This window comes from Virgifigura deserti (assembly GCA_003576685.1).
GTDB classification, from domain to species: domain Bacteria; phylum Pseudomonadota; class Alphaproteobacteria; order Dongiales; family Dongiaceae; genus Virgifigura; species Virgifigura deserti.
Genome location: QOZR01000010.1, coordinates 135856 through 154502 on the forward strand (window position 1 = coordinate 135856; position 18647 = coordinate 154502).

General features: G+C 66.3%; 23 protein-coding genes. 13 read left to right on the top strand and 10 right to left on the bottom strand.

What is annotated here, in order from left to right; all coding sequences use genetic code 11:
• The first annotated feature begins 12 nt into the window (after positions 1 to 12).
• The 8 genes from DT069_RS17630 (at position 13) to fae (ending at position 6886) form a co-directional block, all read left to right on the top strand.
• A complete protein-coding gene (locus DT069_RS17630) occupies positions 13 to 906 on the top strand; it encodes an NAD(P)-dependent methylenetetrahydromethanopterin dehydrogenase (RefSeq protein WP_425450340.1) in 894 nt (297 codons plus the stop codon).
• The gene (locus DT069_RS17635) at positions 899 to 2062 is read left to right on the top strand and encodes an ATP-grasp domain-containing protein (RefSeq protein WP_119461630.1); all 1164 of its coding nucleotides are present in this window, start codon (positions 899 to 901) and stop codon (positions 2060 to 2062) included. The genes DT069_RS17630 and DT069_RS17635 overlap by 8 nt, the downstream gene beginning before the upstream one ends.
• Before the next feature lie 126 nt (positions 2063 to 2188).
• Positions 2189 to 3178 (top strand): methenyltetrahydromethanopterin cyclohydrolase, encoded by a 990-nt coding sequence (mch, locus tag DT069_RS17640; protein WP_119461631.1) that lies wholly within the window; start codon positions 2189 to 2191, stop codon positions 3176 to 3178.
• Positions 3162 to 4109, top strand: coding sequence for an ATP-grasp domain-containing protein (locus DT069_RS17645; protein ID WP_119461632.1), 948 nt, complete (start codon positions 3162 to 3164; stop codon positions 4107 to 4109). The genes mch and DT069_RS17645 overlap by 17 nt, the downstream gene beginning before the upstream one ends.
• 1 nt (position 4110) lies before the next feature.
• Positions 4111 to 4965: a triphosphoribosyl-dephospho-CoA synthase gene (locus tag DT069_RS17650; RefSeq protein WP_425450341.1), complete on the top strand. Its 855-nt coding sequence runs from the start codon at positions 4111 to 4113 to the stop codon at positions 4963 to 4965.
• Positions 4966 to 5036: 71 nt separating this feature from the next.
• Complete coding sequence (locus DT069_RS17655; protein ID WP_119461633.1) at positions 5037 to 5639, top strand: biotin transporter BioY; 603 nt, start codon at positions 5037 to 5039, stop codon at positions 5637 to 5639.
• Positions 5636 to 6094 (top strand): DUF1284 domain-containing protein, encoded by a 459-nt coding sequence (locus tag DT069_RS17660; RefSeq protein ID WP_119461634.1) that lies wholly within the window; start codon positions 5636 to 5638, stop codon positions 6092 to 6094. The genes DT069_RS17655 and DT069_RS17660 overlap by 4 nt, the downstream gene beginning before the upstream one ends.
• 279 nt (positions 6095 to 6373) lie before the next feature.
• A complete protein-coding gene (fae, locus tag DT069_RS17665) occupies positions 6374 to 6886 on the top strand; it encodes a formaldehyde-activating enzyme (RefSeq protein WP_119461635.1) in 513 nt (170 codons plus the stop codon).
• Positions 6887 to 7002: 116 nt separating this feature from the next.
• Here the strand turns inward: fae and DT069_RS17670 are convergent, their stop codons facing one another.
• Positions 7003 to 7725, bottom strand: coding sequence for a HisA/HisF-related TIM barrel protein (locus DT069_RS17670; RefSeq protein ID WP_119461636.1), 723 nt, complete (start codon positions 7723 to 7725; stop codon positions 7003 to 7005).
• On the opposite strand from DT069_RS17670, the gene DT069_RS17675 reads away from it, so the two are divergent.
• Positions 7724 to 8758, top strand: coding sequence for an ATP-grasp domain-containing protein (locus tag DT069_RS17675; RefSeq protein WP_162913260.1), 1035 nt, complete (start codon positions 7724 to 7726; stop codon positions 8756 to 8758). The genes DT069_RS17670 and DT069_RS17675 overlap by 2 nt on opposite strands.
• Entirely contained in the window at positions 8748 to 9788 is a 1041-nt protein-coding gene (locus tag DT069_RS17680) for a hydantoinase/oxoprolinase family protein (RefSeq protein ID WP_119461638.1), read from the top strand. Before DT069_RS17675 ends, DT069_RS17680 begins: the two co-directional genes overlap by 11 nt.
• Here DT069_RS17680 and DT069_RS17685 read toward each other — a convergent pair.
• From DT069_RS17685 to DT069_RS17715, 7 genes are all read right to left on the bottom strand, one after another.
• A complete protein-coding gene (locus DT069_RS17685) occupies positions 9721 to 10470 on the bottom strand; it encodes a (5-formylfuran-3-yl)methyl phosphate synthase (RefSeq protein ID WP_119461639.1) in 750 nt (249 codons plus the stop codon). The genes DT069_RS17680 and DT069_RS17685 overlap by 68 nt on opposite strands.
• Positions 10467 to 11039 carry a DUF447 domain-containing protein gene (locus DT069_RS17690; RefSeq protein ID WP_119461640.1) on the bottom strand — a complete coding sequence of 191 codons (573 nt, stop codon included), beginning with the start codon at positions 11037 to 11039 and terminating at the stop codon, positions 10467 to 10469. Before DT069_RS17690 ends, DT069_RS17685 begins: the two co-directional genes overlap by 4 nt.
• Complete coding sequence (locus DT069_RS17695) at positions 11036 to 12436, bottom strand: DUF6513 domain-containing protein (protein WP_119461641.1); 1401 nt, start codon at positions 12434 to 12436, stop codon at positions 11036 to 11038. Before DT069_RS17695 ends, DT069_RS17690 begins: the two co-directional genes overlap by 4 nt.
• A 157-nt stretch (positions 12437 to 12593) precedes the next feature.
• Entirely contained in the window at positions 12594 to 13241 is a 648-nt protein-coding gene (locus DT069_RS17700) for an amino acid kinase family protein (protein WP_162913261.1), read from the bottom strand.
• Complete coding sequence (folB, locus tag DT069_RS17705) at positions 13238 to 13747, bottom strand: dihydroneopterin aldolase (RefSeq protein ID WP_425450342.1); 510 nt, start codon at positions 13745 to 13747, stop codon at positions 13238 to 13240. Before folB ends, DT069_RS17700 begins: the two co-directional genes overlap by 4 nt.
• Positions 13748 to 13839: 92 nt before the next feature.
• Positions 13840 to 14460 carry a pyridoxamine 5'-phosphate oxidase family protein gene (locus tag DT069_RS17710; RefSeq protein ID WP_119461643.1) on the bottom strand — a complete coding sequence of 207 codons (621 nt, stop codon included), beginning with the start codon at positions 14458 to 14460 and terminating at the stop codon, positions 13840 to 13842.
• A gap of 10 nt (positions 14461 to 14470) precedes the next feature.
• The gene (locus DT069_RS17715) at positions 14471 to 14935 is read right to left on the bottom strand and encodes a nuclear transport factor 2 family protein (protein ID WP_119461644.1); all 465 of its coding nucleotides are present in this window, start codon (positions 14933 to 14935) and stop codon (positions 14471 to 14473) included.
• A 117-nt stretch (positions 14936 to 15052) separates the two neighbouring features.
• On the opposite strand from DT069_RS17715, the gene DT069_RS17720 reads away from it, so the two are divergent.
• Positions 15053 to 15958 (top strand): LysR family transcriptional regulator, encoded by a 906-nt coding sequence (locus tag DT069_RS17720; RefSeq protein WP_119461645.1) that lies wholly within the window; start codon positions 15053 to 15055, stop codon positions 15956 to 15958.
• A gap of 70 nt (positions 15959 to 16028) precedes the next feature.
• On the opposite strand, the gene DT069_RS17725 is transcribed toward DT069_RS17720, so the two are convergent.
• A complete protein-coding gene (locus DT069_RS17725; RefSeq protein ID WP_119461646.1) occupies positions 16029 to 16484 on the bottom strand; it encodes a hypothetical protein in 456 nt (151 codons plus the stop codon).
• A gap of 215 nt (positions 16485 to 16699) precedes the next feature.
• Between DT069_RS17725 and DT069_RS17730 the strand changes: the two genes are divergently transcribed.
• The gene (locus DT069_RS17730) at positions 16700 to 17380 is read left to right on the top strand and encodes a hypothetical protein (RefSeq protein ID WP_162913262.1); all 681 of its coding nucleotides are present in this window, start codon (positions 16700 to 16702) and stop codon (positions 17378 to 17380) included.
• A 54-nt stretch (positions 17381 to 17434) separates the two neighbouring features.
• On the top strand, positions 17435 to 17770 hold the full coding sequence (locus DT069_RS17735) for a hypothetical protein (protein WP_119461648.1): 336 nt from the start codon (positions 17435 to 17437) through the stop codon (positions 17768 to 17770).
• Positions 17771 to 17808: 38 nt separating this feature from the next.
• Here the strand turns inward: DT069_RS17735 and DT069_RS17740 are convergent, their stop codons facing one another.
• On the bottom strand, positions 17809 to 18630 hold the full coding sequence (locus tag DT069_RS17740; RefSeq protein ID WP_162913263.1) for a quinoprotein dehydrogenase-associated SoxYZ-like carrier: 822 nt from the start codon (positions 18628 to 18630) through the stop codon (positions 17809 to 17811).
• Between the last annotated feature and the right edge of the window lie 17 nt (positions 18631 to 18647).

An 18647-nucleotide genomic window follows, 5' to 3' on the forward strand; every position in this document is an offset into this window, starting at 1 on the left:
TCGGAGGGTAAGGTGAGCCACAAGAACATTCTTCATATGTTGAGCCCGCTCCGGCATGTCAGTCCGTTCGACGTGAACATGGCGCTGGATGCCGGATATGACGCGGTTGTCCCTTATACCAATGTCGAGATCGGGGAGGTCGCGGGCTTGGTCCAGGACGCGATCTTTTCCCGCGGACCGACGGGCGTGAAGCGCACCGGCATCTTCATCGGCGGGAAGAATGCGATCCTCGCGCTCGACATGCTCGATGCGGCGCGTAAGGCGATGGTGCCGCCGTTTGAGGCGTCGGTGTTCGCCGATCCGGCCGGCTCCTTCACCACGGCGGCGGCCCTCGTCGCCTGCGTCGAGAAGAAACTGAAGGACAAAGGTGCGGACCTGTCCGGCCGCCGCGTCGTGGTTTTCGGTGCGACCGGCGTCGTCGGCTTCGCGTCCGGCGTGATCGCCGCCGGTCAAGGCGGCAAAGTCAGCTTGGTCGGCTATGACGGCGCGGAGCGTGTAACGAAGCTGGCGGAAACGGCGAAGGCGCGCTTCGACGTCGACCTCGACGGCGTCGACGGCAGTACCGATCCGCTGAAGGTGGCGGCGCTGAAGGATGCGGAGGTCATCGTCTCCGCCGGCAAGGCCGGCGTGCAGGTACTCGATAGCGGACAGGTGGCGCAAGCCGCATCCCTCAAGGTCGCGGCGGATGTCAATGCGGTTCCGCCGGCCGGCATCGAGGGTATCGGCGCGCAAGACGACGGCGCGCCGCTGGCTGGCACGCAGGCTGTGGGAATCGGCGCCCTGGCGATCGGCAACGTGAAATACCGTGTCGAAGCGCAGCTGTTCCGCCGAATGACGGAAACGGACGAGCCGCTCTATCTGGACTTTCAGGACGCGTTTCGGCTCGCGCAGACCATCGTTGGGTAACCCGCCTCTGTTTCTGGTTGCCGCCCTTTCCGGACGGGCGCTTGCCGCGGCCGCCCGACGGGCGGAACGCGGCGCCCTCGTCCTCGACCTGTTCGGCGATGTCGATACCCGCGCTCATGCGACGGCCAGCCTGATGGTGCGCGGCAGCGTGGCCCGTGGGTTCGATCCGGCGGCGCTGCTGGAGGCAGCCGAGCGACTGGCGCCGGTCGGGCGGGGCGTCGAGCAGGGCCTCGTCTACGGCGCGGGCTTCGAGGCGCAGCCGGCCCTGCTCGCTGATCTAGGCCGCGGACGGCGCCTATTCGGCAACCCGCCGGAAACACTCGCCCGCGTCAAGGATCCGGCTGCGTTCTTCGGACTCCTCGACCGGCTCGGACTGCCCTATCCCGAGATAAGCCTCGAGCGACCGGACGACGCGGCCGACTGGTTGTGCAAACGGGTCGGCGCTTCGGGCGGCGGCCATGTTCGCGCGGCCATCTTGAACAATGGCGAGCCGGGCGATCGCTACTATCAGCGCCGGATCGACGGCCAGACCCTGTCGGCGCTGTTCCTAGCCGACGGGCGGGCGGCGCGCCTACTTGGCTTCAGCGAGCAATGGGTCTCGCCGGGCGAGGCGGAGCCCTACCGCTTCGGCGGCGCGGTTCGCCCGGCGCGGGTGGGTCCGACGCTGGCGCGCGATCTCGCCGCTGCCGTCGACGGGCTCGTGCGTGAGATCGGGCTGGTGGGCCTCAACAGCCTCGATGTCATCGCGAGCGACGATGGTTTCGCGATCCTGGAAGTCAATCCGCGTCCCGGAGCAACGCTCGACATCTTCGATGGAACAGACCCGGAGACCGCCTTGTTCACACTCCATCTGGCGGCCTGCGAAGGAAAACTGCCGCGGCAATGGGGAGCCCCACACCGCAGTCCGCCTGAAGCCAAAGCGACGGCGATCGTCTATGCCGATCGGCGTCTGACCGTTCCGGCGGATTTTTCCTGGCCGGAGGGGACGGTCGACCGGCCCGAAGCCGGCACGATAATCGAACGCGACGAACCGGTCTGCACGGTCCTGAGCCGGGCGGATGGGCCGGAAGCGGCGCGCGCCCGCGCGGCGGCGCAAGGCGCCGCGGTGCTTTCGGCGCTGCATGCGGAACCCGTGGTAGCGGCGCAGGCGGGCTGACGAGGTCGGATCGTCCAAATTCCGGGGCGCGCCAGTACTTCGGACGGGCACGTGACGCAAGTGCTTGGAATCAAGCTGATGCACCGGCTTTCCGAGAACGTCGGTGCCGGGAGTAATGGAGGAGTCATGGTACAGGATTCGGCGGGACTGAGCCTCAACCAGCTGACGGCGCCGCTCGTCCAGCGGCTGATCGACGATGCCGACACGCTGCGTCTCTTGGTCGAGCGAACGGCGGAGGGCGCCGTCATCGTCGATGCCGGCATCGCCTGCCCGGGCGGCGTCGAGGCGGGCCGGCGGATCGCCGAGATCTGCATGGGCGGCCTGGGGCGCGTGGCGCTTTCGGCGGGAAGCCCGTTCGACCGCTGGGCCTGGATGGTGAATGTCCACGCGACCCAGCCGGTGCTCTCCTGTCTGGGCAGTCAGCTCGCCGGCTGGCACCTGTCCGTCGGCGAGGGCAAGGGCGCGTACAACGCCCTGGGCTCCGGCCCCGGACGGGCGCTGGCCGTGAAGGAGACGCTCTTCGACGAGCTTCGATACCGCGATGCCGCGGACAGCGCCTGCCTCGTGCTCGAGGTCGACGAGCGCCCGCCTGCGGCCTTGATCGAGAAGGTGAGCCAAGCCTGCGGCATCGGTCCGGATCGCCTTACCTTCATCCTGACGCCGACCCGGAGCCTCGCCGGGACGGTGCAGATCGTCGGCCGGGTGCTCGAGGTTGCGCTGCACAAGCTCCACCAGCTAGGATTCCCGCTCGACAAGGTCGTCGACGGAATGGGGGCCGCGCCGATCCCGCCGCCCGCGGCCTCCTTCGTCGATGCGATGGGGCGGACGAATGACGCGATCATCTATGGCGGATCGGTGCATCTGTTCGTCACCGGCGCGGATGCGGAGGCGCGGAAGCTGGCGGATGAGCTGCCGAGTGTCGGTTCGCGTGATTACGGTCGGCCGTTCGGTGACATCTTCCGCGCCTACAAGGGCGATTTCTATGCCATGGATCCGATGCTGTTCAGCCCGGCGCGCGTGACGGTGACGGCGCTCGACAGCGGGAAGAGCTTCCATGCCGGGCGCTTCGACGAGACGCTTCTAGGAAAATCCTTCGACGATGGCGCAACGGACTAGAATCGCGATCTTCACGGACGGCGGGGACTGGCATGCGGGGCGGCTGCGGCGGGCGTTCGCGGCGCTGGGCGCCGATCCCCTGTGCCTCTCGCTGGCGGACTGCCGATTCGAGATCGGCACCGGCGCCGGTGGTCTTTTCCTTCCCGGATTCGAGGACGGACTGCCGTCGGGTGCCTTTATCCGGACGATTCCCGGCGGCAGCTTCGAGCAGGTGACGCTTCGCCTCGGGCTGCTGCACGCGCTGACGGCGACGGGCGTTGCCGTTTACAACGACGCGCGTGCCGTCGAGCGCTGCGTCGACAAATCCATGACCAGCTTCCTGCTCGACCGCGCGGGCGTGCCGACGCCGCCGACCTGGACGGCCGAGACGGCGGAGGGCGCGCGTGCGGTGGTTCGGTCCGAGGCCCGGCCGGGCCGTCCCCTGGTGCTGAAGCCCCTGTTCGGGTCCCAGGGCCGCGGACTGCGGCTGGTGGAGGACGAGGCCGCGCTGCCGCCGCCTGAGGAAGTCGAAGGCGTCTATTATCTTCAGCATTTCGTCACTGGCCTGACGGAAGGCTGGCGCGACTGGCGGGTGTTCGTTGTCGGCGGGCGCGCCGTCGCCGCGATGATCCGTCACGGCACGAGCTGGCGGACGAATGCCTGCCGCGGTGCGCGCTGCGAGGGCGTGACACCGACCGGCGAGCTCGCCGCCCTCGCGGTGGCGGCGGCCCACGCCGTGGGCGCCGGCTATGCTGGAGTCGATGTGATCCGCGACGCACGCGGTCGCCATCTGGTGCTGGAAGTGAACAGCATGCCGGCATGGAAGGCCCTGCAGAAGGTCAGTGCCGTCGATATCGCCAGGGCGCTGGCCGAGGACCTCCTGGCGCAGTTGCCGGAGGTCACGCCTCTTCGGACTGCTGCGCGGCCCGCGTCCGTCGTCGCCGGAGGATAAGATGAGGCTGTCGGGCGGGCGCGTCGCCGCGGCTTATCGCGACGCCTGCCTTGCGGAGCTGCAGGCGTTGAAGCCGGGCAACGTGCATGTGTATGCGGCCGGGCATGACATGACGGTGGCCGACTTCGAGACGAGCGCGGAGGTCAGCGCCGCGGTCGTGGGACAGCCGGGTCTCTCCGTCGGCGAGCGGATCTACGAGGCGGTCCGGCAAACCCGCGCGGTGACCGGCTGCAACACCAATCTCGGCATCCTGCTGCTCTGCGCGCCGCTGGCCCAGGCGGCTCTTGGCGCGCGAACCGGCGATCTGCGTCAGGAACTCCGGCAGGTGCTCGACGCGCTCGACGTGGCCGATGCAGAGCTAACCTTCCGCGCGATCCGTCTTGCCCAGCCCGGCGGCCTCGGCACGAGCCCGCGACATGATGTCGCAGCGCCGGCGACTGTCACCTTGCGCGCGGCGATGGCGGAGGCGCGCCACCGGGATCGCATCGCCGATCAGTACGTCACCGCATTCGAAGATGTCTTCACCTTCGGCCTGCCACGACTGCGCGCGGGTCTTGCGCGCTGGGTGGAGGAAAGCTGGGCCACGACCGGCGCCTATATGGGCTTCCTCGCGCGCTTTCCCGATAGCCATATCGCGCGCAAGTTCGGAGCGATGGTCGCGGGCGACGTCCGCCGCACCGCCGCGCATCTCGACCAGCGGCTCGCTGCGTGCGCCGACCCGGCGACTTTGTCGGCCGATCTGACCGCGCTCGATACGAAGCTGAAGGCGGCAGGCCTCAATCCGGGAACAAGCGCGGATCTCACGGTTGCCAGCCTCTTTGCCTTGCGGCTGGAGAATGCCGCTTCGACCGATTGACGTATCGGGCTGCCGCATGAGAGCAGTCTCTGCTATATCGATCTGCCTGATTGACCAGCTTGGAGAGATGAATGTCCGTTTCCACCTCGACCGCCGCCCTGCAGCGCGGCGCCCGGGTTCCCCTGAGGCTCGACGGCGCCTCGCTCGGAAAGAAGGCTTTGTTCGTCGCCCTCGGCACGCTCGTGCTCGCGGCGGCGTCGTGGATTGAAGTGCCGATGGTGCCCGTGCCGATGACGATGCAGACCTACGCGGTCGTCCTTATCGGCGCGCTCTGCGGTTGGCGCCTCGCGGGTGCGGTCGTCCTCGCCTATCTTGGCGAAGCCGTCATTGGGCTTCCGGTGCTGTCCGGCGGCGCGAGCGGCCCCATCCATTTCGTCGGACCGACGGCAGGCTACCTGATCGGCTTTCCGCTCGCGGCGATGCTTGTCGGGTGGCTTGCGGAGAAAGGCTGGACGCGCGACCTTTTACGCTCCTCCGCGGCAATGCTGCTCGGCCATGCCGTCATACTCGGCCTCGGCGTCGCGTGGCTCGCGGCCCTGATCGGCTGGCAGGACGCGGTCGCGTTCGGTCTGATGCCGTTTCTCGTTGGAACGGTCCTGAAGTCGGCGCTTGCCGTGGCCACTATTCACCTGATGCTGCGGCGGCGTCCGGCCGGGAGCGACGCCGGCCGGTGACGGTCCGCCTGCGCGGCCATCATCTGCTCTGCATCCTCACCTACAAGGGAGAGGGCTACAGCCCGGCCTTCGTCGCGAACCTCGACCGGATCGCGGCGAGGCTGACGGCGGGAGAGGATGTGCTGCTCGTCGATGGCCCGGACGATGTCTGCGCGCCGCTCCTCGCCCCGGGTTCGGTGGGCGAGGAGCGGCCGCATTGCAACCTCGACCGCGTTCTGGACCGCGACAAGCGGGCGCTCGAAGCGGTTTCTGCGATTCTGAGCCGGGCGCTTGCGGCAGGCGAGCGCCTGACGCTCGGGCCGGAGACGGCAAGACGGATGCGGAGTGCCTTCGAAACAGGAGAAATCCGCGCCGCCTGCGTCGGCTGCGAGTGGAGCGAACTCTGCACGTCGATCGCCGATGCACGGTTCGCCGCCACTCTGCTGCATGGCGGATCCGAGAATGCGCAGCCTTGATGATCTAGTCCTCGCGATGTGATTGGGACGCTGCGTCGTAAAGCCGCGTCGTAAAACTGGCACTTGCCGCAATCGGATGCTCCCGTTAGCATCTTGCGCAGTGTCTTCGGCCGTAGAGGCTGCGATCAAGGCCGTCTTCCCCGAACTCCGGCCGGGTACGACAGCGAAGTCGCGCAGCCTCCGTCGGGTTGGGAGGCGTGATGGACCAACCGATGTCGTCGGTTGGTCATTCGGTTTTGTTCGAGAGAACTCCAACATCTGACATTGGGGAGGACGATTATGGCCAAGGTCAACAAAGTGATGGTTGGTGAGTCGCTGGTCGGCGAAGGAAACGAGGTCGCCCACATCGACTTGATCATCGGGCCGCGCGGCAGCGCCGCAGAGAGCGCGTTCTGCCACGCGTTGACGAACAACAAGGACGGGTTCACGTCGCTTCTCGCCGTTGTCGCTCCGAATCTGCCAGCGAAGCCGAACACGGTGATGTTCAACAAGGTCACCATCAAGGGCGCCAAGCAGGCGGTCCAGATGTTCGGGCCGGCGCAGCACGGTGTTGCCATGGCCGTGGCCGACTGCGTCGCCGACGGGACCATCCCGCAGGACGAGGCCGACGACCTGTTCATCTGCGTCGGTGTCTTCATCCACTGGGAAGCCGCGGACGACGCGAAGATTCAGCAGTACAACTATCAGGCCACGAAGGAATCGATCCAGCGCGCGATCGCCGGCACACCGAAGGCGTCGGAGGTCGTCAGCAAAAAGGATACGGTCAAGCATCCGTTCGCTGCCGCTTCTTGAAGGGAAGACAGCTCCCGGCCGGAACACCCTCCGGCGTCAGCCGGCGGCTGGCTTGGGAAGCTGTTAGACCGGTTTCGCCGCTCGTAGCCTGATACGATCCGCGGACGGGTCCAAATTTACGGACAACGCGCGCTAGCGTGAAATCGCATGATGGTCGGACCGTCGATCCGGCCATCATGCAGCGCGCTGGCGACCAGCACTCCGCCGACTCTCCGTTCGGCAAGCTGCGCCAAATCCTCGCAATGTCTCACACCGCCCGCCGCAAACAGCCGGGCCGCCGGTGCCTGGGCCTGCAGCCGCGCCAGAAGATCCAGCTCCGGCCCGCGACCGCTGCCGACGCGCGCCAGGGTCATGACGACAACTCGCTCGGGCCAGCTTGCAGGATTTTCGAGCAGCGAGGGCGGCCCGAGAAAGCGATCTTCTCGGAAATCGAGCGACAGGATCAGTCGTCCCCCGTTCGCGACGTCCTCCAGCTCGTCGAGCGGCGCCATATCCCTCAATGTCTCGCTGCCGAGGACCAGATCGCCCAGCCCGCGTTTTAGCCATGCCCAGCAGGCGGTCGGGTCGGCGAGGCCGCTATCGACCCAGAGGTTGAGATCGGGAAATGCGTCGCGCACCCTCTCGAGGACGGCGCCGTTGTCGCCGGTGCCTTGTATCGCGTCGAGATCGGCGACATAAATCGTCTCGAAGCGATGGATTCCGCGAAATGCGCCGATCACCGCCGACGGGTCGGCGCTCTGGCACAAGCGAGATCGCACCGGCCGGTAGTTGTCGCGCTGCCCGAGGCGCGCATGCACCGCCTGGCCGTTCTTGAGGTCGATCACGGGAATGATCTGCATGGGCTTGCGCCTGTTCGTTTGCGAGTATGTCACGGGCGGGGGGCTGGCCGGCCAATCCGCTGGGCAGCCTTTACCGGCGAGTCTGTGCCGCGAAGGCGACATGATGCTGGGCGCCCTTGTCAAGGACCTCCGGGGTCTGCCGGGGGTGGAGCTTGTGCTGACCCGGGACACGCGGCTCGCTGCTCCCGATGGTCTGGTCGACATCCGGTGGCTCGGGGATGGGGATGATCCTTGGCCGATCTGGCGGCGGATCGCCGAGGAGGCCGACGCGGCGTGGCCGATCGCGCCCGAGACCGACGGCATGCTCGAGCGGCTGAGCAATCTCATACTCGATGCCGGCTGCAAGCTGATCGGCAGCCGCCCCGATGCCGTGCGCCTGACCGCCAGCAAGAGCGCGACGACGGCGCACCTCTCGAAGTTCGGACTGCCTGTGGTGCCGAGTCATGCTCTGTCGGCCGCGCGGTCCATCGATCTTCCTCCTGGAGCGGATGGCTGGGTCGTGAAGCCCGACGACGGCGCGGGAACCGAGGAGACGCGTTTGTTCCTCCGGCGGGAGGAGTTCGAGGCCTGGATCGATGGCGTTTCCGATCCCAGGGCTTTCATCCTTCAGCCCTATATCCCCGGCGAGGCGGCCAGCCTCTCGATGCTATGTCGCGACGGGCAGGCCCGGCTGCTCAGCTGCAATCGGCAGCATGTGCGTATCGCGGACGGCCGGTTCTCCTATCGCGGCGGTGTCGTCGGCGGGATGGAGTATCGACGGCCGGTCTATGAGCGGATCGCCCAAGCGGTGGCCGAGACGATTCCGGGACTTTGGGGGCATGTCGGCGTCGACCTTGTCGAGAGTGCCGGCGGACCGCTGCTGCTCGAAGTGAATCCCCGCCTGACCACGTCCTATGTCGGGCTGCGATCGGCGATCGGGGCGAACCCGGCCGCGCTCGTTCTCGATCTGCTGGAGCACCGGGTCGGTATGGATCACGGACCCCTGAAAAGCGAGCCTCGCGAATTCGCGGTCGGAGGCGAGGATGTCCGATAACCTGTCGACGGGATGGGACCTGGGCGGTGCGCATCTGAAGGCCGCGCAGGTCGATTCGACGGGTCGCCTCGTGGCGGCGGTCCAGGTCCCCTGCACCCTGTGGCTCGGCATCGACCATCTCATCCGGGCGGTGGAGGAGGCGCGGCGGAGCCTGTCGCCGACGCGCCGCCAAGGCGTCACGATGACCGGCGAGCTGGTCGATCTGTTCGACAGCCGTGCCGAAGGCGTCCGGCGCCTCGCCGCCGCCGTCGCCGAGGCGCTCCCCGGCACTGATCTGCGTCTTTATGCCGGCGAGGCTGGATTCGTGCCGCTCGAGGGCGCGGCCGACCGGGCGCAGGAGATCGCCTCGGCGAACTGGCACGCCAGCGTCCAGTTCGTCGCCGCGTGCTGCCGCGAGGGCCTGTTCGTCGATGTGGGAAGCACGACGACCGACATCCTGCCGTTCGCCGACGGGGCTGTCCGGAATGCCGGCTACACGGATGCCGAGCGACTGATAACCGAGGAACTGGTCTATACCGGCGTGACGCGGACGCCGGTCATGGCCCTTGCCGATTCCGTTCCGTTCGCGGGCGAGCGCCAGCGGCTGATGGCCGAGTATTTCGCGACGACAGCCGACATTCACCGGCTGACCGGCGCGTTGCCCGAGGATGCCGACCAGCTTCCGACGGCGGACGGCCGAGGCAAGAGCACCGAGGACAGCGCCCGCCGCCTCGCCCGCATGCTGGGGCGCGACCTGGAAACGGCAGATCGGACGGCATGGCGGCGCCTGGCCCGGCATCTGGCGGATCGTCAGCACGTCATGCTGCAGGCCGCCGTCGATCGGATCCTGTCCCGTGGGATCATCGCCGACGACGCGCCGGTCATCGGCGCCGGCGTCGGTCGCTTTCTCCTGCCGGAATTGGCCCGGCGGTTGGCGCGGCCCTATACGGACTTCGCCGATCTTCTGACGGGAGATTCGACAGTCAGGGAGTGGGCGGCGCGCTGTGCGCCGGCGACCGCGGTTGCAGCGCTCGCCGCGCAGGGCTGGTGATCGCCGCCTGCGGCTCGATCGCCGCTCGAACCGCCCGCATGCGGGACGGTTCCAGAACCGAGCTTCGTCCGTTCGCGCAAAGGGCGCCGCGGAATCCGAGATAGTCGGCCCCGAGCAGCAGAAGCGGCTCGATATCCGCGATGGCGAGCGAGCCGGCGAGCCCGTTCAACAGCCCGAGTTCTGCCGACCGCTCGACGAATCGCCCGAGCAGGGCGTCATCGAGGTGACAGCGCAACCCACCGCCGCTCTTGTCCATGGTATCGAGCATCACGCCCGTGAAGCCGCGATCCGCCAGACCCTTGATCATGCCGAGATCCGGCGATTGGTCGGCGAACAGGACGGCGACGAGGCGCGTGCCGCGGGCCGTTTGTGCCGCCAGCGCGTCCAGGCAAGCCTCGGGGCTGCGGCCGGGGAACATCCCGATCTTGACGATATCGACGCCGAGCGCCGCGATCCGAGCGACCGCCTGACCCACGATTTCCGGCTCCATCGGCAGGTCGCCCGCCGTGGCACTGACGATCCGCCGGCCGGCAACCTGTTCGACGGCCTCGCATATGACGGGCGCGGGCAGCGCGCCGAGGGCGCCGGCCTGTGGGTCCTTGAGATCGATGATGTCGGCACCGGCGGCAAGGGCCATCTCCGCCTCCTCCGCCGAGGTCACGCTGGCGAGCAGTCCGGTCATGCTTGCGGTTCCTCCGGTGCGTCCGCCCTATATGCGATAACTCGGTCCATCAACCAATCCCAGGCCTCTCGCTCCCGCGGTCCGGCGGTCTTGTCGATCGCGATCTCCAGATAGGCGATCTCGCGTTCGATCTTTTCCGGCGGCAGCATATGCAGGCGGCTCACCAGGATTGCCGCCTCGACCACTGCGGCCTGCGCCCGGTTGAACCCGCGGAAGGGCCGGTGCGTCTCCTCATGGACGATTTTGCACCGGAATCGCGGCCGGACGGCGTCTTCGGTGACGGCGGTGACCGCAAGCTCGGCATGGGCGAGCGTCTGCTCCAGGACCGCGCCGCGTATTTTCGCCGCCGGCCGGGTCGGCCAGTCGCGCCGGCCGGTCAGGCAGCCGGCGAACACCCGCACATCGTCGGTGTAGTTCGCGACCGCATAGGGGTTCTCCCGCAGATTGTCGAGCGTCTGCGAAGGATGAAAGGGCGCGATGACGAAGCCGCCCTCCTCCTCGATCAGCCCGATGGGCGCGATATGGACGCCGTTATGGCCCTGCGTGATGACGATGGTCTCGCGAATCATGGCTCACGCTGCTGCTTCTGCTTCGCCTGCAAGGTGGTTCCGGCCGGCTGGTGGTGCGTCAGATCCTCCGCAGGCCGGTCCACCGCGCAGCCCCAGCCGAGCGGCTGGTCCTGAACATAGCGCTTGCCGAGCTGCCAGGCGACCTGCGCCTTCGCCGTCTCGACCCCGAGATAGAAGGCGTGGCTGCCGTCCTGCTCCACGCCGAGATGCGGAAACAGGTCGAACGGATCGCCCGCCACATGATGGCCGCGCCGGTTGTAGATATGAACGCCGTCCGCGCCGGCCTCGATCCGGAAGCTGTCGTCCGGCACGGCCGCTGCCATCTCGGCGATCTCCTCCGGCGTGTTGGGAAAGGGCTTCCGGTCCCGCAGGCAGAGCAGCGCCGGGTCGATCCGCTGCGGCAGGCTGCCCTCCTCGCGCGCGGCGAACATGATCCGGCGGGCGACGTCCGTTTCCTTCACCGCCCGGCGACAATGCGGACTCACCTGGACGACGAGGACGCTGGTGATGTGCAGTTCCGAGACGATGCCCATCAGCACGGCGTTGACGCCGGTGCTGTCGGCATCGGTGAGTTCGGTCAGGTTGCCGGTACCCATCAATATCGGGGCTTCCGGACGGCGCCGCCGCAGCGCCGCATAGCGGCCGAGCGACTCCATGAAGCCAAAATGGATGGGATCGAGGATTGGGTCGGCCAAATAAGGCCGCCCGCGGCCGTCCAGCGCGTCCATCGCCCGGACTAGGGAGTCGAGGTCGCCATGCTGCGCCGGAATCAGCACCGGCACCGACCCTACCTCGTCGGCCAACCAGAGCGTCTCTTCCGTAAGGCTGAGGAGATAATCCGCGCCGGCCCGCCCGCCACGGCGCAGCTCCTCGACATCGGCGGAATCGACGCTGACCCTGAAGCCGTTCTCGCGAAGCGCGGCCACCGCCTCTTCGAGGTGGGGAAATGGCGTTTCCGGCAGGCATCCCAGGTCGATGACGTCGGCCCCCTCCGCTCTATACTCCCCGGCGCGCCGCAGAATGCCCGGAATGTCGAGGGTCGGCGCCTCGACGATCTCGGCGAAGATCTGCACGTCATGGCGCGACAGATCGGGCGGCCCGCCCTTGCGTCCGAAGAACTCCGGCAGATCCTTCAAATCGTCCGGCCCGCGCATGAACGGTGTGCCGAACTGAGCCGATAAGGCGTCGAGATCGCCGCGGCAGCGGCCGGGCACGATGACCCGATCGGCCTCGATCGATGACAGGCGTCGCCGGATCAGATCGGCGGTCATCAGCCCGGCGACCTTTCCGATCTCCTGTGTCGCATAGGTGAAGTCGGCCGGCTGTATGGCCTGCAGGACCTTCTCCAGCCGGGGCCGCGCCAGCCGTCCGGTCAGAAACAGGATATGCTCAGCCATGTCGGGCTTCGGCCCAGGACTCGAACTGGGACTCGGGTCCAATATTTTCGCTTCCGAATGCCCGGATCAGCCCGGACATGGCGAGAAAGGCGGTTTCCAAAGGCACCTGCAATCCGCTTCAAGGTCGGATTTCAATCTACCACGGCGACGAAGCGGTTCAATCGGTGCCGGCGGTGCACTCAGGGGTGCGAGCGGACATCCCGCGCAGCGCGTCGTGCAGTCGTCTCTTGCCGGCGGGGCCGATACACCAGAGATCCGCGCCGCTGCGGGCGAGAAAGTCCGGAAGCAGCGGGTCGACGATCCCGCGCCTGGCGAGATCCGCCGCCGTCGCGCTTTGGGGCGGTTCGACGGACTTGATCAGGACCACGCGCCTCGCTCTCAGCCTCCCGGCCAGCCATGCGGCGAGGCTGTCCGAGGTGACATTCCAGCTTTCCGGAATCTCCGGCCGCCCGAGCGCCATGCGCGTCGGCATCCAGACCGGGATCCGGGAGGCGCGGCGGATGCGGGCGATCTCCATCCGGCTGCCCGCCGGCCGCAAGGCCGGATGCAGCGCCGCCAGCATCAGGCCATATTGCTCCATAGCGAGCAGTGCGAGCCGGTGAGCGGTGCCGTCGTCGAACGCCCAGTGCTGTTGCGTCTTGCGGACCTGATCGGCAAAGGGGCCGCCGCCCGGCACGAGCACGACGCCGCCGGCGCCCCCGGCCAGGATATCCAGCCACGTCCGCAAGTCGGCGGACTCGGCCAGGCTGCCGCCCAGCTTCACCACCCAGGCTTCGCTTAAACGCGTCGGGTCGGCCGTCGTCAATCCCTGCCGTCGCGCCGGCGCGCGGCCGACGATCCAGCTGCGGCGAGAAGCGGGTGGATGCTTGCCATCGGCGGGGCGACCTTGCGGCGACGTTCGATCTCGACGCCGACAGCGGCGGCATCCGGCTCGATATCGAGCTTCTCCACCGTGACCTTGACCTCCATCACGCGCCTATCGGCAAGGCAGATCGCGGCGATCTCGTCGGCGAGCGTCTCGACGAGATTGATATGGCCGCGTCCGATAAGCGCCTTGATCGCGGTGACGACTGTGTCGTAGGAGACGACATTGTCGATCTCGTCGTTCAGCGGCGCGTCCGGCTCGCCAACATGCATCGCGACATTGATCCGCACCCGTTGCGGCGCCAGACGCTCCTGCGGGTAGACGCCGATGCTGCAGGACAGCACCAGATCCTTGACGAAGATCTTTCGCTTCGCGGTTTCCAGGTCGTCGGGGACCGTCATCCGGTCCGCCAGCACGCGGTTTATCGACACGGCATGGTCTTTCAACGAAGTCGCCTATCGCTCTTTCGGCAAGTGCGACAGCAGATAGTGTCAGAACGGGCCGGACGCAACAACGGATCTCACCCGCAAATGGCGTTTCAGGCCGAATCCGCTCGCAGCTTTTCGATCTCCGCCTCCAGCGCCTTGATCCGCTCGTCGCGTTCGGCGAGGGCGGCGGCGAAATCCGAGGCCTCGAAGCGCTGCGGGATATGCTGCGGGCAGTTCGCGTCCCAGGCCGACAGGGTAAAGAGGACCGCCTGCTCCGGGCGCGCCTTGTACCCCTCCGGCATCAGCTTTGCGACGAGCGCGGCATCGCCTTCGACGACGCGCGCCTCACCCCAGATCTTGACGCGCTGCCGGTGCACATAATCGATCAGGAAGAGATGGGCTTTGGGATTGTCCGCAAGATTGCCGATGGTGATGTATTGCCGGTTACCGGCGAAATCGGCGAAGCCGATGGTTCTGTCGTCGAGCACCCGCAGAAAGCCCGGAGGGCCGCCGCGGTGCTGGATATAAGGTTGGCCTTCCAGATTTGCCGTGGCGAGGAAGATGCTCGTCTGGGCCTCGATGAACTGCGCGAGATCGGGTGTGATGCGGGTCCGCCAGGATCCCCCTTCTTCCATGCGCGCATAGGAGCGGCGCGAGCCCTTGCGAGCCTGCACCGCTTTGACCGACGCCGTGAAGGCGACGTCGCTGGGGTAGACCGGAATGCTGTCCATTATCGCCTGCTCAGAAGCCGAGTTCGCTCAAGGATGGGTGATCGTCAGGCCGGCGGCCGAGCGGCCAATGGTATTTGCGCTCGCTCTCCTTGATCGGAACATCGTTGATGCTGGCGATGCGCCGGCGCATCAGCCCGTCGCCACTGAACTCCCAATTCTCGTTGCCGTAGCTGCGGAACCACTGGCCGCTGTCATCGTGCCACTCATAGGCGAAGCGCACGGCGATGCGGTTCTCATGGAAAGCCCAGAGCTCCTTGATGAGGCGATAGTCGAGCTCGCGATTCCATTTGCGCGTCAAGAAGGCTTCGATGGCCTCGCGACCCTGCAGGAATTCCGCGCGATTGCGCCAGCGACTCTCGGCCGTATAGGCGAGCGCGACGCGTGCCGGATCGCGAGTGTTCCAGGCATCTTCGGCCAGACGCACCTTTTCGGCGGCGGTTTCGGCGGTGAAGGGCGGAAGCGGTGGGCGGCTCATGGGAAGGCTCCTGTCCGAGGTCGGCCGGTGTGGCCCCGTACCCGAAAGTTAACCTCTTCCATGAATCGCGTGTATTCCGCATAATCGGGAATATTCCTCCCAAATTTCGGAAGGCTCATGGATCGCCTCGAGTCCATGTCGATCCTGCTGACGGTGGTCGAAGCGGGCAGCCTGTCGGCGGCATCCCGTCGGCTCGGAATGCCGCTCGCAACGGTGAGCCGCAAAGTCTCGGAGCTGGAGGCGCATCTCAAGACGCGGCTTCTCAACCGGTCGAGCCGAAAGCTGACATTGACCGACGCCGGGCAATCCTACGTGACCGCCTGCAGGCGCATCCTCGAAGACGTCGGCGAGGCCGAGCGCATCGCGTCGGGCGAATACAGCGCGCCGAAGGGCGACCTCGTGATTACTGCCCCGATCGTCTTCGGTCGCCTGCATGTTATTCCCGTCGCCGTGGAGTTCCTGAAGGCATATCCGGATATCGACATCCGGCTCGTGCTAGCCGACCGTGTCATCAACCTCCTGGAAGACCGTGTCGATCTCGCCGTTCGGATCGGCGCGTTACCCGACAGCAGCCTCGTGGCGACGCGCGTCGGCACGATCCGGCGCGTCCTGTGCGGGAGCCCGACCTATTTTGCCGAACGCGGCATACCGAAGAGCCTCGAGGAACTCGGCTCCCACAGCTGCATCAGCTTCCAGGGCCTGATGTCACCAAGCAGCTGGAGCTTCACGAAGGGCAGATCCGATGTCTCAGTCGCAGTTCATTCGCGGCTCATCGTCAACACGGCGGAGGCGGCCATCGACGCGGCGATTGCCGGGATCGGGATCACGCGCGTTCTGTCCTATCAAGTCGCCAATGCGGTCGCGGCAGGGACGCTCGTCGTCGCTCTCGAAGACTTCGAACCAGCACCGTGGCCCGTCAGTTTCGTCTATACCGGCCAGGGACTTCTGCCGCTAAAGCTGCGCGCCTTTCTTGATTTCGCCGCGCCCCGTTTGAAGGCGAGGCTATCGGAGCGGGGTGAGTGAAATTCGTGAATCGAGGGGCCGGCGACGGCTTGACTGACTTGCCGAACCTGGCGACGGCGTGCGCGTCCGTTCACTCCTTGTCACCGGCCGTCCCGTCGTCGCAGCCGATCAGCCGCCAAGGCGGCGGGCCGATGCCGATCGACGGCTCCCCGGCGGCCGACTGCCGCCTCAGCCAGCGAATCTGGATCTGATAGGCCTCCTGCTCGCGCTTCACCCAGTCTTCGCAGCTTCGTCGATTGCTGAACCTACCGTTCTCCTGCTGCAGGAAATGGACGAGTTCATGGACCAGGATGCCGGCAGCGGGCGTCTCCTCGACGGGGTTCAGGCGATCATCCAGGAAGATTGTCCGGCCGCCGGGAAACCAGCCATATACCTCGCAGGGGCGGTCACAGGCCATGCCTTCCAGCTCCTGATGCGAGATCAGCACGACCTCGGGCGGCCGGTCCGGAACAGGGTAGGTCGATAATCCGCTGATCGCGACGAGCAATTCCACGATCAGCTCTTGAAGCAGATTGCTGTTCGGCAAGATCACCTCGGACGGAACGCGACGCCGTCATGACCTCAATCGCGAAGGGCAGGAACAGGACCGCCTCACAGGATGGCGAGCGGTGGCCGCAACCTTTTCATTATCCATCGACCCCGTTACATATAGAGAGCGAACGATCCGGCGGCAGCTGCTTTCTTCGGAATCCGGCAGCTGGACCGGGCGCAGGCGACTTCAGGGACGAGGCATCGGACTCGATGAAACGGATTTCCATGCAGCCTTTTGTCCTCGCCGCGATGCTGTTGCTGAGCGGCGGCTTGGCCGGAAATGTCGCGCAGGCTGATTATTCTCCAGCCCAGATCGCGCTGTTCGACACGCCCCATCTTGCGAACATCGCGCAGCCGCTGACGATCCAATATGACTTCAGCCGAGACGGCACGGGCGACGATGTGACTAAGGATCAAGTCGATGTCATCGTCACCGAGGTCATGGCGGATGGCCGCAGGAACCTGGAGTTCGATTTCCTGAGCGGCCCGCGCCACCGCAATTTTCCGCCGATCGAGAACTTCCGCGGCAATCCCTTGATCATGCTGTTCCTCGAGTATGACGTTCAGGAGATGAGCGCGGCGACAGGCGGATCGGCGCTCTATTTCCGCAATCGCATTCGCAATGCCTTTCTCGTGAGCGCGGAAGCCGAGAGCGTCAGTTTCGAATTCGACGGCCGCAGCCTTTCCGGCACGCGGGTGGTCGTCAGCCCCTTCATAAAGGATCCGCATCTGATCCACTTTCCGGGGCTCGAGCAGAAGAGCTATGAGTTTCTGTTGTCTCCGGAAATTCCCGGTGGGGTCTATCGGATCCGGTCCGTCACGCCGGGCGGCGGCGGTGCCGAGCCGATCGAGGAAACCGTGCTATTTCGCGACACCGTTCCCGAGAGCTGAGCCCGGATTCGAAAGGCCCGAGGTTTTGACGATAGAGAAGCTGGACAGTAAGACATGAAAAGACTGGCTTTGATCCTGCTCATGGCCGGCGCGATCAGGCCAAGCGTCGCAGCGCCGCCCGATTATCCCACCGCCGCACTCGCGGATTACGTCTTTGCCTGCATGGCAGCCAACGGCCAGTCGCGCGCCGCATTGGACGATTGCTCCTGCAGCATCGACGTGATCGCCTCGATCGTCCCCTACGAGGATTATATCGAGGCGGAGACGGTTCTCAGCATGATTCAGGTGCCCGGCGAGAAGACCGCGGTTTTCCGTGACGTCCCCTGGACCAAGGAAGTGGTGAAGGAGTTGCGGCAGGCGCAGGCGGAGGCCGAGATCCGCTGCTTCTGATGCGGTGCGGCACCCGAGAACTCAAGACCCCGAGAACGTCAGGACGCTGGCGCCGGGGTCATGGGCCAGCTTCGGTCATAGGTCATCCCCTCGGAGTCCTTGACCTCGACCGTGATCGCGCCCGCGGCTTCCGGCAGGTAGTGGAAGTGAACGCTGGGGTTCTCGCTCAGCGAAATATCCGCATCGACGGTCATGATCGTCCGATCGCCATAGCTCACGCGGATCTTCTGCACGAAATGCGCGGGAATGTAGGTTCGGGTGATCTGGTCGAACTGCATTCCGGAATAGTTCGGATGGCTGATCAGGATCTGGGCCTGGTTCACCTCCTGCAGCACGACGTCGTCGGTCTGCTTCAGCTTCATCTTGCCGATGTTCGCCATGGCGCTTTCCGCGTCCTTGAGCGCCGGCGCCGAACAGCCGCCGGCCGCCTTGACGAACCGCGTCGCCATATAGAGCTCGCCGTCGCTGGTCTCCGCAATCGCCCGAATATTGGTATAGGCGTTCACCCGGACCCGGGTCGAGAAGCTGGCGCTGCCGCTGTCTGGCGTGAAATGGAAGACGCCGGCGACCGGTGCCGGATTCTCGTCGATGATCAGATGGACGGACCGGATATAGCGCTCGGCGGTCTGCGGGATCTCGGCGACGACGGTGATCGGGACGATCGCCGCATCATATGCGCGGACCGGCGCTTCGAGCTGGAGAAGCCCGGCACCGTCATGAATCTCCCGCCCCTCGAACAAGGCCGCCTTGATGTCGGGCCAGATCGCCAGGTTGTCGCTCGCCGCCCTGGCTTCTCCTCCGCCGAAACCCGGCGCGATCGCGAGGATGGCCAGGAAGAGAATGCTTCGTACCTGCATCATCGGCGCTCTCCTTCGCT

Excerpts from the sequence above, each read along its gene's own strand:
- mch (WP_119461631.1), top strand. The coding sequence starts at position 2,189 with ATGGTACAGGATTCGGCGGGACTGAGCCTCAACCAGCTGACGGCGCCG.
- DT069_RS17645 (WP_119461632.1), top strand. The coding sequence starts at position 3,162 with ATGGCGCAACGGACTAGAATCGCGATCTTCACGGACGGCGGGGACTGG.
- DT069_RS17650 (WP_425450341.1), top strand. The coding sequence starts at position 4,111 with ATGAGGCTGTCGGGCGGGCGCGTCGCCGCGGCTTATCGCGACGCCTGC.
- DT069_RS17655 (WP_119461633.1), top strand. The coding sequence starts at position 5,037 with ATGTCCGTTTCCACCTCGACCGCCGCCCTGCAGCGCGGCGCCCGGGTT.
- fae (WP_119461635.1), top strand. The coding sequence starts at position 6,374 with ATGGCCAAGGTCAACAAAGTGATGGTTGGTGAGTCGCTGGTCGGCGAA.
- DT069_RS17675 (WP_162913260.1), top strand. The coding sequence starts at position 7,724 with ATGGGCTTGCGCCTGTTCGTTTGCGAGTATGTCACGGGCGGGGGGCTG.
- DT069_RS17670 (WP_119461636.1), bottom strand. The coding sequence starts at position 7,725 with ATGCAGATCATTCCCGTGATCGACCTCAAGAACGGCCAGGCGGTGCAT.
- DT069_RS17680 (WP_119461638.1), top strand. The coding sequence starts at position 8,748 with ATGTCCGATAACCTGTCGACGGGATGGGACCTGGGCGGTGCGCATCTG.
- DT069_RS17685 (WP_119461639.1), bottom strand. The coding sequence starts at position 10,470 with ATGACCGGACTGCTCGCCAGCGTGACCTCGGCGGAGGAGGCGGAGATG.
- DT069_RS17690 (WP_119461640.1), bottom strand. The coding sequence starts at position 11,039 with ATGATTCGCGAGACCATCGTCATCACGCAGGGCCATAACGGCGTCCAT.
- DT069_RS17695 (WP_119461641.1), bottom strand. The coding sequence starts at position 12,436 with ATGGCTGAGCATATCCTGTTTCTGACCGGACGGCTGGCGCGGCCCCGG.
- DT069_RS17710 (WP_119461643.1), bottom strand. The coding sequence starts at position 14,460 with ATGGACAGCATTCCGGTCTACCCCAGCGACGTCGCCTTCACGGCGTCG.
- DT069_RS17715 (WP_119461644.1), bottom strand. The coding sequence starts at position 14,935 with ATGAGCCGCCCACCGCTTCCGCCCTTCACCGCCGAAACCGCCGCCGAA.
- DT069_RS17720 (WP_119461645.1), top strand. The coding sequence starts at position 15,053 with ATGGATCGCCTCGAGTCCATGTCGATCCTGCTGACGGTGGTCGAAGCG.
- DT069_RS17730 (WP_162913262.1), top strand. The coding sequence starts at position 16,700 with ATGAAACGGATTTCCATGCAGCCTTTTGTCCTCGCCGCGATGCTGTTG.
- DT069_RS17735 (WP_119461648.1), top strand. The coding sequence starts at position 17,435 with ATGAAAAGACTGGCTTTGATCCTGCTCATGGCCGGCGCGATCAGGCCA.
- DT069_RS17740 (WP_162913263.1), bottom strand. The coding sequence starts at position 18,630 with ATGATGCAGGTACGAAGCATTCTCTTCCTGGCCATCCTCGCGATCGCG.